This window comes from Trinickia symbiotica, assembly GCF_002934455.1.
In the GTDB taxonomy this organism is placed as follows: Bacteria; Pseudomonadota; Gammaproteobacteria; order Burkholderiales; family Burkholderiaceae; genus Trinickia; species Trinickia symbiotica.
Genome location: NZ_PTIR01000006.1, coordinates 41776 through 57396, shown reverse-complemented (window position 1 = coordinate 57396; position 15621 = coordinate 41776). Strand labels below are relative to the sequence as shown.

General features: G+C 62.8%; 14 protein-coding genes and 1 riboswitch. Of the genes, 3 read left to right on the top strand and 11 right to left on the bottom strand.

From position 1 onward, the window contains the following. Positions 1-4 precede the first annotated feature (4 nt). From B0G57_RS10885 to B0G57_RS10865, 5 genes are all read right to left on the bottom strand, one after another. Positions 5-439, bottom strand: coding sequence for a DnaJ family domain-containing protein (locus B0G57_RS10885; protein WP_018443525.1), 435 nt, complete (start codon positions 437-439; stop codon positions 5-7). 67 nt (positions 440-506) lie between these two features. Further along, entirely contained in the window at positions 507-767 is a 261-nt protein-coding gene (locus B0G57_RS10880) for a hypothetical protein (protein WP_018443526.1), read from the bottom strand. A 121-nt stretch (positions 768-888) separates the two neighbouring features. Next, positions 889-2436 (bottom strand): methyl-accepting chemotaxis protein, encoded by a 1548-nt coding sequence (locus tag B0G57_RS10875; RefSeq protein WP_018443527.1) that lies wholly within the window; start codon positions 2434-2436, stop codon positions 889-891. A 174-nt stretch (positions 2437-2610) separates the two neighbouring features. Then, a complete protein-coding gene (locus B0G57_RS10870) occupies positions 2611-3210 on the bottom strand; it encodes a copper-binding protein (RefSeq protein WP_223258710.1) in 600 nt (199 codons plus the stop codon). Positions 3211-3380: 170 nt separating this feature from the next. Then, entirely contained in the window at positions 3381-3953 is a 573-nt protein-coding gene (locus B0G57_RS10865; RefSeq protein WP_018443529.1) for a hypothetical protein, read from the bottom strand. A 249-nt stretch (positions 3954-4202) separates the two neighbouring features. Between B0G57_RS10865 and B0G57_RS10860 the strand changes: the two genes are divergently transcribed. Next, positions 4203-4505, top strand: coding sequence for a hypothetical protein (locus B0G57_RS10860; protein ID WP_018443530.1), 303 nt, complete (start codon positions 4203-4205; stop codon positions 4503-4505). A gap of 142 nt (positions 4506-4647) precedes the next feature. Here the strand turns inward: B0G57_RS10860 and B0G57_RS10855 are convergent, their stop codons facing one another. After that, positions 4648-4785 carry an entericidin A/B family lipoprotein gene (locus B0G57_RS10855; protein ID WP_018443531.1) on the bottom strand — a complete coding sequence of 46 codons (138 nt, stop codon included), beginning with the start codon at positions 4783-4785 and terminating at the stop codon, positions 4648-4650. Positions 4786-5014: 229 nt separating this feature from the next. Next, positions 5015-5184: riboswitch (FMN riboswitch) on the top strand. A gap of 75 nt (positions 5185-5259) precedes the next feature. On the opposite strand from B0G57_RS10855, the gene B0G57_RS10850 reads away from it, so the two are divergent. Both B0G57_RS10850 and B0G57_RS10845 read left to right on the top strand, forming a co-directional pair. Then, a complete protein-coding gene (locus B0G57_RS10850) occupies positions 5260-5760 on the top strand; it encodes a 6,7-dimethyl-8-ribityllumazine synthase (protein WP_018443532.1) in 501 nt (166 codons plus the stop codon). A 180-nt stretch (positions 5761-5940) separates the two neighbouring features. Continuing rightward, a complete protein-coding gene (locus tag B0G57_RS10845) occupies positions 5941-8853 on the top strand; it encodes a bifunctional YncE family protein/alkaline phosphatase family protein (protein WP_018443533.1) in 2913 nt (970 codons plus the stop codon). A 127-nt stretch (positions 8854-8980) separates the two neighbouring features. On the opposite strand, the gene B0G57_RS10840 is transcribed toward B0G57_RS10845, so the two are convergent. The 5 genes from B0G57_RS10840 to B0G57_RS10820 form a co-directional block, all read right to left on the bottom strand. Continuing rightward, complete coding sequence (locus B0G57_RS10840) at positions 8981-11221, bottom strand: TonB-dependent receptor (RefSeq protein WP_102607188.1); 2241 nt, start codon at positions 11219-11221, stop codon at positions 8981-8983. Positions 11222-11457: 236 nt separating this feature from the next. After that, positions 11458-11877 carry a type II toxin-antitoxin system VapC family toxin gene (locus B0G57_RS10835; RefSeq protein ID WP_018443536.1) on the bottom strand — a complete coding sequence of 140 codons (420 nt, stop codon included), beginning with the start codon at positions 11875-11877 and terminating at the stop codon, positions 11458-11460. Continuing rightward, positions 11874-12125 (bottom strand): FitA-like ribbon-helix-helix domain-containing protein, encoded by a 252-nt coding sequence (locus B0G57_RS10830; protein WP_026230197.1) that lies wholly within the window; start codon positions 12123-12125, stop codon positions 11874-11876. The genes B0G57_RS10835 and B0G57_RS10830 overlap by 4 nt, the downstream gene beginning before the upstream one ends. A gap of 338 nt (positions 12126-12463) precedes the next feature. Next, positions 12464-13762: an L-fuconate dehydratase gene (locus tag B0G57_RS10825; RefSeq protein ID WP_026230198.1), complete on the bottom strand. Its 1299-nt coding sequence runs from the start codon at positions 13760-13762 to the stop codon at positions 12464-12466. 128 nt (positions 13763-13890) lie between these two features. After that, complete coding sequence (locus B0G57_RS10820) at positions 13891-15453, bottom strand: methyl-accepting chemotaxis protein (protein WP_018443539.1); 1563 nt, start codon at positions 15451-15453, stop codon at positions 13891-13893. Between the last annotated feature and the right edge of the window lie 168 nt (positions 15454-15621).

Sequence of the window (15621 nt, the reverse complement as noted above, 5' to 3'; positions counted from 1 at the left end):
GCGCTCACGAACACCCCGCGCCGTCGGCCGACGCGGCAGGCCAGGCCTCGATCGCCGCGGCGCCTTCCTCCAGCACGCGCTCCGACAGCCGCTCGGCAATCCGCCGGCAATACTCGCGCGGTACGATGGTCGGTTCACCGCGCAGCGACTCGAGCGCCATGTCGAGCGCCAGCATCTTTGCCTGCAAGCGGCAGCGCGCGGCCCGATCGCCCGCGGCCCGCAATTCGTCATGCAAATGCCGCAGCGAGCGCAATTGCTCGACCGCGGGGGGAACGAATCCCGCGTTTTTCAGAATACGGTTCGCGACGCGCACTTCTTCAGGGACGAGCAGATCGTCATCCAGATCCTGTGGCGCGCCGGCGCCGGGCAAATCGTCGAACTCGCCGCGCGCGGCGGCGGCGGCAATGCGTTGTTCGACCAGGGCATCGAGCAATTTCATCCTGAAATCCACTACATGGCGGCGCCGGCATTTTAGCAGGCCCGCCGGTCGCCCCCCGCGGCCGCCGTCATTTTCCGATTCGTACGCGCATCTCGCGGGCTTTTTCGAGCAGCCCTTCGTAGCCGGAACGGCTGTGCTCGGGCAAGTCGGGATCGCCGACGAGCGCGCCGAGTGTCTCGATCAGGCTATAGACGATCGCTTTGGCCGCACCCACGGCGATGCTGCCCGTGGTGAGCGAGGTGTGGACGTGACTGAGCGCGGCGTCGAGATGCTCCAGATTTCTCGACGACTCGTCTTCAGCGGGCTTTTTCGACGGATCGGACGTCATGGCATCGTTCCTCTTCGTTCGGGGCGCGCCTCGTGTGGGAGGCCAGCGCGCGGGTCCGTCCGGTTTTTATATACCCGCGGCGAGCCAGCGTCCACTGGCTCGCCCCCGCGGCCGTCGCCGGCTAGCCGATATGGAAGACGGCGATCGCCGTCTGCAGTTGCCGAGCCTCGTGCTCGAGCGCCTCGACCGCCGCAGCCGCACGCTGAACGAGCGTCGCATTTTGCCGCGTCATGTCGTCCATTTCCGAAACCGACGCGTTCACCGCCTCGATGCCGGTGGTCTGCTCGGCGGCGGCGCTCGCGATCTCCTCGACGATCCGCATCACTTGGGCGATGGCGCCGCGCGCTTCGTCGATGGTCGCGCCGGTTTGCTCGACGAGCCCCGCGCCCTCGCCGACGCGCGACACCGCACGCTGGATCAGGCCGCGGATCTCCTTCGCGGCCGCGGCGCTGCGCTGGGCGAGCGAGCGCACTTCGCCGGCCACGACGGCGAAGCCGCGCCCCTCCTCGCCCGCGCGCGCAGCCTCGACCGCCGCGTTGAGCGCCAGAATGTTGGTCTGGAAGGCAATGCCCTCGATGACCGAGATGATCTCGACCATCTTCTGCGACTCGCTCGAGATGTCGCGCATCGTCGTGACCGCCGCCGCGGCCGCCGCGCCGCCGCGATCGGTAATCGTCACGGCGCGCTTGGCAAGATCGTTCGCCGCGCGCGCGTGGTCGGATGCCTGACGCACTTGTTCCGTGATCTGCGTCATGCTCGCCGCCGTTTGCTGGAGCGAAGTGGCCTGCTCGGTCGTGCGCGCGGAGAGATCGGCATTGCCGCTCGCAATCTCGTCGGAGGTCTGCGCGACATTGTCGGACGCATGCTTGATCCGCGCGATCATCGCGGTCAGCGCTTCGCGCATGTGTCCGATCGCTCGTAGCAGGCTTTGAGCATGCGCATTCCGCGCGTCGATCGCGATCGCGAGATCGCCGCCCGCGATGCCATCGGCGATGCGCGCGGCGACGCGAGGGTCGCCCCCGATCGTCCGGACGATGCTGCGATTGACGGCGGCGACGAGCGCCGCTAGCGCGCATGCGAGCACGATCAGGAGGCCGCACGCCAAATAGAGCGAATGCACGAACGCGTTGTCGATGTCGTCGACGTAGGCACCGGTGGCGATGATCCAATCCCATGGCGCGTAGCGGACGACGTAGCCGAGTTTGGGCACGGCCTCCGTCGTATGCGGGCGCGGAAACACATAGTCGACGAAACCGCCTTCGGGCGACTGCGCCGCGCGGGCGAAGGCAACGTAGTGATGCCTGCCGTCGGCATCGGCCACGCTCGCGAGCTCCTTGCCTTCGCTCGCCGGCTTCATCGGATGCATGATCATGCGTGGCGTCGAATCGATGACGAGAAAGTAGCCGTCCTCGCCATAGCGCACGTCGCGCAGGCGCGCAAGCGCCTCTTTGCGCGCCTGCTCTTCCGAGAGGGCGCCGCTCTTCGCCAGTGCGGCATACTCCTGAACGATCGCCAGACCCACGTGGCCGACGTTGATGAGATCGTTCTTGCGCTCGTCGATGCGCGTGCCCCGCAGCAAAACGGCCGCCCATAAGGAGACGATCAGCAGCGCCATCATGCTGACGATCAATGGCAACCAGAGCTTTTGCTTGAAACTGAGTCTTTGCATTCGGACGCCTCCCAAGTCACCGCGTACGCCGATGGCCACAGCCGTTCGCTTCGCACAGAACCCACTCGTGCGTGTGCTTTAACGGCAATGAGAAGCGCCGCTTGCATAGAGCAAAACCCGATGTGGGGACGGCGAGTCTGGCCTCGCCCTGGCGGTGCTGCGGTGCAGCGGCGGCTACTGCACGGGAATGCCGTCGCGCATGACCTGCAACGCCGTCGCTTCGAGATAGTCCACGCGGATGTTGTCTCCGACTTTCAGTCCCTTGAGGAAACGATCGTCCGTGGCCTGCAGCGTCATGGTGCCCGTCGGGCCGCGCAAGGTCAGTTTGCGATTCGCCCGGTCGACGGCGAGCACGGTGGCGACAGCCTGGACGCGATGCGTGGAGGTCATGGACCCTCCCGGCGCCGGGGTGATCGTCTGGGTATCGAGGCGCTCGCGTATCGAACCGGAGCCGGTCTTTTCCGCGCTTAGCACGAGAGCGCGCTTGTAGGTGATGTCGACGCGATCGCCAATCCTCAGTTTTTTGACGTCGCCGACCGCCCTGTCGACCACTACATCGGTCACCGCGCCGTTATCGTCACGCAGCGTTACCGTGTTCGTTGCGGGGTCGGTCTTGACGACCGCCGCCGTCGTGTGCGTCGCCGTTTGTCCTGAAAAAAGGCCGCTCTCGCCCGTATCAGTGCCTTGGGCTCCGGCAACCCGAGGCGTGAGTGCGGTAGCGGCGGATAGAACGACAAGGCCGAGCACACAGAGGTATCGCGGTTTCAGTGACACTTCGATTCTCCCGTCGTTCGAATGCGCTCCACGACGCGCCGGGCCGGGACCGGCGCTACCAGTCTACTCCTAAGGCAGGCGCCGTCGAAAAGGGCCGCGCTTGCGGGCGCTCGCCAGGCGTACCTCGCGGGAATTGCGGCGCGCCTTGGCCGTGATGCTTCGAGTGATCGCTAGTGGCCGCGTATGACGTCCGAGCGAGAGGTCGTATAGACGTGGCCCGATTGGTCGAAATGCACGTTGAAGAACGCCTCACCCGTCGGCGGGCCCTCCTCCCACCTCCAGCTCCATACCGTCTCCGGCTTGAGCCGATAGACGGCGACATCGCCCGGCTTGCCGAGCAACTGACGTACTTCGTCCTGCGACATGCCGGGGCGAATCCTCGCGAAGTTCGCGGCGGTGAGAACCTGGGTGACGCTTCTGAGCGTACCGTTCGGGTCGATGTCGACCATGTAGGTCGTCACGCCCTGGGGACCGCGCGGATACTCGAAGCGCTTGGAACCATCCGCGAAAGTCCGCTCAGTTTCGGGCTTTCCCATCTGATCACGGATCTGCGCCTCCGTGGTGACACCCGGTTTCAACCCTCTCAGCAAAAGAGCATCGGGCTTGATGGCATTGAGGAAGGCTTTGAGTTTTTCCATGGCGCGCTTGCCCTCTTGATCGTCGCAGCCGGCAAGCGCGAGGGCTGCGACGAGCCAGACGACGGTAAGCGGTCTGAAGACGAAGTTCATCGTGCGTGGCGACATCCCTGTATCGCGTAGCGAATAATTGCGCCAGCATAACGCAAGTGGCTCTGGTATAAACCGTTGCACAGCGCCTGTCGCCGCTTGCACGCTTATAGGGTTCGCGGCAACTCATTGGCTACTGCACGGCGTCGAGACTTGCGCAGCGGAGGAAGGAAGCGTGGGCATCCCCGGTGTAAGAAGTGAATCAGGATCGACCTTGAACTCACTAGCCGCTCATGGGTCGAAAACCAAGTCCCGGAGAAAAATCAAATGAAGACCCTACTCGTCACCGCCGTGTTGGCCGCTACCGCGGTTGCATCCGCACCAGCCTGGTCCTACGTCAACGAGCAATCGGTTCAACAGAATCGGACTGGCACGGACGAATGCGCTGCGAATTCGCGCCATGCGGCCGCGCAAGCGGAGCCGACCTCCAAACCGCCGCGACTCACCGTTGGCACCAGCTATCCCGACACGAAGCTGAATTTGCCGTGGTTCCTCACCGACATCGTCAACGCAGTGAATACGCGACAATCGCCGCGCTGCTTACTGCATACGCTCGGCAGAGGATTCTGATCAACGCGATGCTAGTGGGCGTGCGCGTTACAAGAACATTGGCACTCCGCGGCAAGACATGCCCGCAGCCCGAGCCGCAGCGTGAGACGCGGCGGCTCGACCGTCGAAGGCGGGACTTCCCAAAGCGGCGCCGGAGAGCCGCCTATTCGTGCTTTTGCGCCGAGTTCGTGATGGCGTGGCCGCCCCTGGAAATGTCCTCGCCGGCTCCCGAGACTGTGTGACAGGCCGTTAGCGCGACTGTACCGATGAGCAGAAAGAGCGCGATGAGTCGTCGTGTCATGAGCCTTCTCCCTTGGCTGATGGATTGTTCGACGCGGACGTGCGACGCGATGCGCAACGCGGTTTCCCGTTGGATGGGCCAACCGCTTTCGTGGTCCGTTTGACAAAGAACTGTCCGCAATCACTGTGCCCGCTCGCGGGCTCGCACGAACGCACGGTAGCGACCGCTCAGATCTCACGAGCGAGCGAGGCCGCGCAATCCGTGGTAGCGTACGCACCGTTCGTCAAGAACATGTTCTCGGGGCGGGGTGCAACTCCCCACCGGCGGTAATCGTCCTTTTCGGGACGTAGCCCGCGAGCGCTCGGTCTTGCATGCGATGAAAGCATTGCAGCGACGGAGGTCAGCAGACTCGGTGCGATTCCGGGGCCGACGGTATAGTCCGGATGAAAGAGAACAGGACTTCCTTCAGCCTTCGTGAGCCGTGAAGGCTGCGGGTCGTCCTTCGCCCTGTTCACACAGACAGGCTGAAAATCCATGAATATCGCCACTTTCACCGAATCAAAAGCAATTTCCTCCGCCAATGAAAAGCGCGGGCGCATCGCATTCATCCAGTCATGCTGGCACCGCGATATCGTCGACCAATGCAAGGCATCGTTCCTCGCGTCAATGCCGAACTATGGTTACTCGGCCGAAGACATCGAGCAATACGAAGTCGCAGGGGCTTTCGAAATTCCATTGCATGCAAAGCGCCTCGCATCGAGCGGCCGATACGCGGCGATCGTCGCCGCCGGACTCGTCGTCGATGGCGGCATATACCGGCACGAGTTCGTCGCGCAGGCCGTCATCACCGGCCTGATGCAAGTACAGCTCGAGACCGGCACACCGGTTTTCTCCGCCGTGCTCACGCCCCACCACTTCCATCACGGCGAGGAGCACATCGGCTTCTTCCGCGACCACTTTGTCGTCAAGGGCAAAGAAGTCGCGCACGCGTGCGCCGACACTGTACGCAGGCTCGCGCAGCTCCCCTCGCGGTAACGCTGCAACTTCTGTCGCATACGGCCGCGGACGAGATTCGAATTTGCTCCGCGGCCCGCGCCGCAGGTTTTCGCCGCCGATTGATCGAGCCGAGCGCCGACCGCCCCCCTTCCTCGTCATCGCACTGACACCGTGCGATGACTTAATAATGCGGCCCCCCACCGTAGAGGAAGGAACACGATGAAGAACTACGACTTCAAGCATGTGCTCCGTGTCGGAACGATCATGTCCGCCGTACTCCTCGCATTTCATGCCCAAGCCGACACCGACGCTATCGACGTGGCCCAGTTGCCGAGCGGCCAGTACATCACCCCGACGTTCATGCGCGGCGCCGTCCAGCAATACTTGAACCCGCGCTTGCCCGGCTATCCCAACTTCGTCGCCGGAGAGGCCGTGCGCTCGCAACTGAGCCCGGACGGCAAAACCCTGGCGATCATCACGGCGGGCCAGAACTCGCTATATAAGCCCGACGGCACGGTCGACAAGGCGAACTCGACGCAATACCTCTTTCTCTACGACGTCTCGGGCAACAACAAAAAGCGCCCCGTGCTCACACAGGTCATTCAACAGACGAATGCCTACGTCGGTCTCGTCTTTTCTCCCGACGGGAACACGCTCTATGCGACGGGCGGCAGCGACGACGCCGTCTATGCGTACGTCAGGAACGGCGGCACCTGGACCGCCTCCGGGACCATCGCGCTCGGTCACAACGGCAAGGGCCTGGGTCTCGGCGTACAGCCTAATGCCGGTGGCCTCGGTATTTCGGCCGACGGCAAGACGCTCGTCGTCGCGAACAACTACAACGATTCGATCAGTGTGATCGACACGACGACGCGCACGGTGCGCTACGAGCATGACCTGCGCCCCTTCTTCCCCGGCAACGAGGGCACGCCCGGCGGCGTCGGCGGAACGTTCCCGTTCGCCGTCGTCATCAAGGGCAATAATGTTGCTTACGTGTCGTCGGACCGCGATCGCGAAGTAGTCGCGATCGATATCTCGTCGGCGTCGGACGGCCGTCTCGTCAAGCGTATCAAGCTGGACGGCAATGCCCTCGGTATGACCCTGGACGCATCGCAATCGACGCTTTACGTGGCGCAAGACAACGCCGACCAAGTGGCCGTCATCGACACGAACAGCAACACCGTCCGGGCAAAAATCGATGCACGGGCTCCCGGCGATGTCCTGCCGCACGCCCCGAACACCGGTGCCGCGACATTCGCCGTGACGCTTTCACGCGACGGCCGCACGCTCTACGCCGTCAACGCCGGCACCAATGCGATCGCCGTCATTCCGCTCGTCGGCCCCCGCGCCTATCGGGTCGCCGGGCTGATCCCGACAGCATTCGAGCCGCACGATGTCACCTTCAGCGCGGACGGCAGCTGGATCTACGTCGTCAACGGCAAGAGCGTGACCGGACCGAACCCCGACCATCTGTCGGGCAGCACGGCCAACATGACAAGCATCACCTATCCGGGCGGCAATGCCGCGGCCGCGGCCGCCGCACGGGCTTCGAACGAATACCAGTTCCAGCTCGAGCGTGCCTCCCTCGTCAGCGCCCCGGTACCGCCTGAGAGCGACCTGGCGCAATTGACGCAGCAGGTCGCCAACAACAACTTCTATCGCCCCGAAGCGAACGCGCGCGATCGCGAGGTGATGCACTTCGTACGCGACCATATCAAGCACGTGATTTACATCGTGAAGGAGAATCGCACCTACGACCAGATCCTCGGCGATCTCGGCAATGGTGCCCATGGCGATCCCGCGCTGGCGCAGTTCGGCGCGAGCATCACGCCGAACTTTCACCGCCTCGCGTCCCAGTTCGTCACGATCGACAACTTCATGAATCCGGGCGACGGCAGCATGGACGGCTGGTCGTGGGCGTTGCAGGGCCGCGTGACCAACACCGAGACGCTCTCGCAACAACTGAACTACGCTGCCGTCAACCGCGGGATGTCGTACGAGTCGGAAGGCGCGAATCGCAGCGTGCCCGTCAACTGGGCGACGGTTGCCGAGCGCGATGCGGCGGCGGGACCGGCGGGCACGACGAACTACAGCACCCAGTCGGCGAGCCTGCCCGGCGGCACGGACAACCTGCTGACGGGAACCGGCAATCATGCTTCCTCCGATTCCCCGGTCGGCGAGCAGCAGGGTTATATCTTCGACGCCGTGCTCGCCGCCGGCGGCTCGGTGCGCAACTATGGGTTCCTCGTCAATAACATCGGCAGCGTTGGAACGAAGAGCGCCCCCGTCGTCTCGCCGTACGCGTCGGGTATCGTCCAAGTCGCGCCGCTCGATCCGAAGCTGGCGCCGGTCACCGACGTCTATTTCCGCGGCTTCGATCAAAACTACCCGGACCTCTGGCGCTACCAGGAATGGAAACGCGAGTTCGACCAGTACGTCGCCAACGGAAATCTGCCGAGTCTCTCGCTGGTCCGCCTTAGCCACGATCACATGGGCTCCTTTGGAACGGCGCTCGCAGGCGTGAACACGCCCGAGACGCAGCAAGCGGACGACGATCTGTCGGTCGGGTCGCTCGTGGAGGCCGTAGCCAAGAGTCCCTACGCTGCGAACACCCTGATCATCGTCACCGAAGACGACGTGCAGGACGGCCCCGATCACGTGGACTCGCATCGCGGCCCGGTCTACGTCGTCGGCCCCTATGTGAAGCAGGGCCAGGTCGTCGGCACGCGGTATAGCCAGGTGAACGCCCTGAGGACGATCGAGGACATCCTCGGCACGCAGCACATCAACCTGAACACGGCTTTCCAGCGCCCGATGGCTGACGTATTCGACGTTCACTCGTCCGGTACATGGAACTACACGGCCGTTGCATCGACGGTGCTCAAAACGACGGGGCTGGCGCTGGCTTCGTTGCCGCAAGACGTGAAGTATGCGGCGGGGCCTGACATCGAGCCGAAGCACGACGCCTCATATTGGGCCAAGGCGACGGCGAAGTTCGACTTCTCCGATGCCGACGAGGTCCCGCCGGATCAATTCAACCGGGTGCTCTGGAAAGGAATGATGGGCGAGAAGCCGTACCCGGCGATCCGCGGTGCGCATCAGGTCGTCGCCAGCGTCAAGGACGACGATTGATCGATAGTTGGAGCTGAGGGGCCCCGAGGCAACCCATCGGCAGGCAGCGCTCGCGCCGTCGAGCCTGCCTGCCGCGTCTTCTCAATCGTTCATCGTCACCGTCGAAATGCGCTTTCTCTTGCGCCCGTCAAAAATTGGCGTGCAAAGTGACGAATGCGCTGAGCGGCTCGCCCACATAGGCGCCAGCATTGTTGGCCGCGACGAAGTATCGACGGTTCGTCAGGTTATGGACATTGACGTCCACGCCCCAGCGCCGCATCTGGTATCCGAAAGCCGCATTCGCGATCACATAGGACGGGATCGAGTTGACGTTCGTGATGTCGCTATAGGTCTTGCTGATGTAGTCGATACCCGCTCCGACGTGGAACCCGGGAACGCCGGCAATCGAAAACTCATACGTGGTCCACAGCTTCGCCATGTATGCGGGCACGCCCTGCGGGTGATTACCGACCGAACTCACGCCTTGCGGATTGCTCGTGATGACCGCATGCTGCGCCGTGAAATTTGCAATCACGTGCCATTGCGCCGTGACGCTCGCATCGAGCGAGGCTTCGGCACCCTTCGTCCTCTGGCTGTCGAACACGACGTTTTCGACGTCGCCGGTCGTCAATAGCGCGGCGACGTTGTCGCGCGAGACGTCGAACAGCGCGGTATTGAGCACATACTGGCCGTCGAAGAACGAGAACTTCACGCCGGCCTCGTACTGCAGCGCGGATTCCGGCGCGCCGATGCCGTTCTGCGTGCTCTCCGAATTGAAGTTCGCCAGATAGCTCTGCGATACGCCAAAGTACGGCGACATCCACGGCAGCAGCTTATAAAGCAACCCCACGCTCCAGCTCACCGGCGCATCGTTGCGCGCGTAGGTCGTGCCCGCTACGAGCGCCTGCCCCTGCGAGTCGAACCGGCCGGGTACCGTGATATTCGGCGTGAGGGAGGTTTCCCACCAGTCCTTGCGCACGCCGGCTCGGATCTTCAGCTTGTCCGTCACGTCCATCTGATCCGTCGCGTAAAGGCTATAGAAGTTCGCGAGCAGGCGGTCGTTGTCGCAGGAGTGTCTGGCATCGCATTGGAACGTCAAGCCCGCCAGCGACGTCTCCCGCGGCACCGGAGCAAACACGTCCGCGATGTTCGGCAGGTCCGCCGTCGCGCGAACCGTATCGATGATTTGATGTTGATACTCGAATCCGGTCAGCAACGTATGGCCAACGCTGCCCGTCGCGAATTTCCAGACCGGCTCCAATTGATAGTCGAATGTGTTGTCCGAGTCGATTTGATGCCGCAGTTGCCTTCTCGTTACCTCATCGCCGACCACTTTCGTGCTCGCACTGTCTCCGTTGCTGAAGAAGTCCAGGCTGCGATGCAGATAGGAAAAGCGATTGTTGATCGTCAGAAATTCGTCAACCTTCCACTCGTCCGTCAGTGTCGGGCGAATGTAACTGCCACGAGCCGCGGCAAACGGCGTCGAATACTTGGCATCGATCGGGACCGTCGTGATCGGCGAGCCGTGAAAATAGATGAGGCCGTACGAATCCGGCGTTTCTCGAATGCGTTGCGCTTCGAGTGAAAACTCGACCTTGTGGTTGCCGGCCTTCCACTGAAGCGTTGGCCGGATCTCCTCGTCCCAGCTCGACAGGTCGCGAAATCCGTCGGAACGCGATGCCGTCGCGTCCACGCGATAGCTCAGACCCGCAACCCCCGTCGGCCCCGTTACGTAGGCACTGCTCGAAACCGTGCCGAACGAGCCCGATTGAATGTCGCCACCGAAATGAAAGGTCGACGACGGCGTGTAGTGAACGATATTGATCGTGCCGCCGGGCGGCCCGCTGCCGAAGAGCGCCGATCCGGGGCCCTCCAGAATCTCGATGCGCTTCACTCCGTTCAAAGAATGAGAGACGCCGTTGACCTGGTCTCCGTCCGAGAACCCATCGTTGTAGACCTGCGCCTGCAGTCCTCGGATCATGAAGTGATCGAAAAAGCCCTTGGAGTCCGGACCGCCGACATTCACGCCGCTTGCGTTTTCGACGCCCTGCCGCAGCATCGTCGCGCCCTGCTCGCTCAACAACGCACGAGGAATCACTTGCACGCTCGCAGGCAAGTCCTTGAGCGCCGTACCGGTCTTGCTGACCGCTGATACCTGGTACGGGTTATTGAGTCCGTCTTCCTGCGCGAGTGCGCCGCTCTCGGCCCTCACCTCCACGGGCGGCAGGGTGGCGGCGGCGACCGGGCCGCCGTTCCCGTTGTCCGTGAGCTGCGGCTCCTGCGCCCGTGCGGTATGCGTAAGCGTCAAACCGATGAAGAGCACGGATAAGGCACCGACCGAAGCCGCGTCGATCGTCGGCGCCTGCGTTGAAGGCTTTCGGAAACCCATGCTCTCGCTATCCTCCCGTCCGCGGTGGGTACATTCGCCGTATGCGAGGTCGCAACGGCGTTTGCCAAACTCCGTGTCCGAGCAAGCGATCGCCCCGACTGGCAACCGAGATTATCGATTGCCGATCGTTTCGTTTTTCTTAAAAAGTCGAGCGGGGACGCGCAACATCTTGCGCGTCATGGCGCGCCATCGAATGGGTTCTTCAATCGCCGAAGCATGCGGCGACATGCGTCCGGTCAGCCCGCCCATGGATCGATCACCGGGATGCCGCAATCGACGAAATCCTTCACGTTCCGTGTTGCAAGCGTCGCGCCCCTCGATCGGGCCACCGCGGCAATCATCGCGTCGAACTGGCTGATCGGCCGACCGGCGTTCGTCCGCGACACGGCGATCTCCGCGTAGACGTCAGCCGCGTCGCTATCGAAATTGAGGAGCCTGCCGGCGAAGTCCTCTTCGAAAATGGCCTTGATCGCGGACGATAGCGCCTGCTTACGCGAACCGTCGGGCATACGGCCCACGCCGTACAGAATCTCAGCCCGAGTCACCGTGGTCGTAAAAAGCGCGGCACGCCATTGAGCGGCAAACCATTCCATCACGCGCGAGTTCGGCGTGGACCGCAGCGTTTCGGAAAGAACATTGGTATCCAGTACGATCATGCGCCGAAATCCAGCCGATCCCGGATGGCCTCTCGAGCCGGCAATTCCAGGTCGACACCGCCAAGCGGCGTGATGCGACGGCGGATAGATTCGATCAGATTGTTTTGACTGCCTTCGGCCTCTGTCGATAGTGCGGCACGAAGGATGTCGCGAGCTTCGTCCTCCATTGAATGCCCATGCCGGGCCGCTTGAACACGCAAGCGGCTCTTGAGTTGCTCGTCGATGTTGCGGATCGTCATACTTGCCACCCCAGCCTCCGTTAATCATTGATGGCATTTTAATCAATGATTGCACGGACTGCAACTGGGCATGACACAGCCCCGACCCTTGAAGCGGCCTGTCCGCCAAGCCGCCCTTCTTTCTTGGTTCACGTACCATCGGCCACCGTCGTCCCGAAAATTGCGTTTCATCGTTGACCATCCTGGCTTTGCTTCGTGGAGAGTCGCGGCCGATCGCGGCGTCCAGTCCCGTCCGGCTCAGGATGAGGGGGATTCGATTTTCGCCGTCGAAGACGGCGGCCGATAGCTGGCCGAACGGCCGAAGGGGTGCTCGACGTCGATCGAGGGCGCGGAACCTGCGTGCCGCTTCAAGCTTGCCAGACCGGGCCCTCTGGAAAGCGATAGCGATCGAGCGACGCCGCATGCATTTCGATGCTGTAGCCCGGACGTTGCGGTGGCAAATAACGGCCGTTGCGAATCACGACGGGATCGACGAAATGCTCATGGAGATGGTCCACGTACTCGAGTACGCGGTTTTCCAGAGAGGCCGACACGCAGATATAGTCGAAGAGCGAGATGTGCTGGACGTATTCGCATAAGCCGACGCCGCCCGCATGCGGACAAACGGGCACGCCGTATTTCGCCGCCATCAGCAAGACGACGATCACCTCGTTCAGCCCACCCAGGCGGCAGCTGTCGAGCTGACAGAAGTCGATAGCCTGCGCCTGCAACAACTGCTTGAACATCACACGGTTATGGCAGTGCTCGCCCGTGGCGACACCGATCGGTCGAATCCGCTGCCGGATCGTCGCGTGGCCAAGCACGTCATCGGGACTCGTGGGTTCCTCGATCCACCACGGATCGAATTGAGCGAGGCGCCGCATGTTGGCCACCGCTTCATCCACTTCCCACACCTGGTTCGCATCCATCATCAGCTTGCGGCTTTCACCGATCTCTTCCCGCAGGATGCGGGCTCGCCGTATGTCGTCCTCGAGGTTCGCGCCGACCTTTTGCTTGAAGTGCGTCCAGCCCTGCGCGACTCCTTCGCGTGCGAGACGGCGAATCTTGTCGTCGTCGTAGCCGAGCCAGCCTGCAGAGGTCGTATAGGCCGGATAGCCATGCGCCAGCATTTCCCGTTCGCGCTCGCCTTTCGTCTTGGCATGATGATGCAGCATCGCGATGGCTTCGTCCGGCATGATCGCATCGGTAACATAGCGAAAATCGAGACAGCGCACGAGCTCTTCCGGCGTCATGTCGACGAGCAGCTTCCACACCGGCTTGCCTTCGGCCTTCGCCCACAGGTCCCAGACCGCATTGACGATCGCCGCCGTCGCCAGATGGATCGCCCCCTTGTCGGGGCCGATCCATCGCAACTGACTGTCCGATGTGAACGCCCGCCAGAACGCGCCCATGTTCGCCGCTATTTCCTCGAGCGATCTGCCGACGATGAGCGGGGCGAGGGCCTCGACCGCACGCACGCAGATTTCGTTGCCACGGCCGATCGTGAAGGTGAGACCATGGCCCGCCAGCACCTTCGGCGAATCGGTTTCGAGAATCACATAGGTCGCCGAGTAATCGGGCGCGGCATTCATCGCATCGGAGCCGTCGAGCGAACGCGAAGTGGGAAACCGGATGTCTCGAACGGACAGCTTCGTGATCGTGGTCATCTGCATCCTCCTGGCGGCGGCTATCGACTCCGAGTTTCGCATTGTATTGTCGAAGCTGCCCTGTCCGCCGACGCCGGATCGGTTTCGCGCCGATCCTCGTCGCACCGCGTCGGCACGCATGGGACGCATTATCCTCCATCATTCCGCAAGCTGAATCGAGCGACAGCCTCGCTCAATCGGCAACTCTGCTCTTCGAGCGACATCGCGACGGCCGACGCCTCCTCCACGAGCGCGGCGTTACGCTGCATCGATTCTTCCATTTGCGTCACGGTGATATTGACCTGCTCGATGCCGGTCGACTGCTCGTCCGACGCGAGACTGATCTCGCTCATGATGGCGTCGAGGCGTTCCACGGCCCGAACGAGGTCGGCCATCGTCGCTCCGGCTTCCGTGACGAGCTTGCTGCCCCCCGCGACCTTTTGCGTCGACTCGCCGATGAGCGCTTTGATCTCCCTGGCAGCCGCGCCGGAGCGCTGCGCGAGATTGCGCACTTCGGCCGCCACAACGGCAAAACCGCGCCCTTGTTCGCCGGCGCGCGCGGCTTCCACGGCCGCGTTGAGCGCCAGGATGTTCGTCTGGAACGCGATGCCGTCGATGACGCCGACGATGCCTCCGATTCTCGTCGAGCTTTCGGTGATCTCATCCATGGTCGCGACGACGAGCTGCATCGCCTCGCCCCCGCGCGTTGCGATCTGAGACGCATCCGCCGCATAGGCGCGCGCGCTGCGTGCGTTGTTGGCGTTTTGCTGGACGGTCGCCGTCAACTGCTCGACGCTCGCGGCAGCCTCTTGCACGGATGCCGCCTGCTGCTCCGTACGGCTCGACAGATCGAGATTGCCGCCGGCGATCGCGCGCGCATCGCTCACGATCGTGTCGGTACTCGCGCGTACCTGGCGCACTGTCGTCGTCAGCCCTTCCTGCATTCGTTTCAACGCGCCCAGCAGAAAGCCCATTTCGTTGTCGCGCGCGATGGCAACGGTACCCGTCAAATCCCCAGTGGCGATCCGGTTGAAATGTTCGACGGCCGAGTTGATCGGCTTAACGATCGCTTGCATGAGCGCGCGCTGTGCGATCAAGCCCACGAGCAGCGCGAGCACGCCGGCTGCGCCGAGCGCCCACAGCGCCCGACGAAAGCGCGCATCCGCACGCTCGAAGCGCGCTTTTTGCCGCGCGACCTGAAACGCTTCGAGTTCCTCGATGGCCTCCTGGTACGCGGTGAAGAGCGAGACGGGCGCCTCTCGCTGCGTCGTCAGGAAATCGATCATGTCATCGGCATCCAATTGCGAGAGGGACTTCTGAAACACTTGCTCGATGAGCGCCTGTCGACTCGCCCGCAATTTGTCGAGAAGCGATCGTTCCGCCGCATCGGGAACATGCAGGCGGCGATAGGCATCGAGTTCTTCGTTGCTTTGCGCGAGCAATTGATGCGAACGCGCGATCTGCGGCTTCGCATCCTTTCCATCGCTGATGATCTGCTCGATCTCGCGAAATCCACCCCGCAGCACGAGCATGCGTTCCGAGCTCGTCTTCAGGTGGAGCAGAGCGGCCGTGTCGTCGAGGTACATCGCTTCGAGCGATGCATTGGCCGCATAAATGCACCAGGTCGCGGCCGCGATGACGAGCATGAGCAACAGTGTGTAGCCCGCGATCGTCGCGGCCAGTCCCGAGCGGATCGTGAATAGTCTTCGCATAGCGGTATCGTCCGCCGCGCCGTGGGAGGCGGCGCAGCAACTCTTCTCCCGGGAAAATGGGTCACCTCGAACCGGATCGACGTGTTTCCTCAGGCGATATCGGCAATATGCACAGCCGACCTGTTGCGAGAAACCGACTCGGATTTGCCCGGCGGCGACAGCCCGACA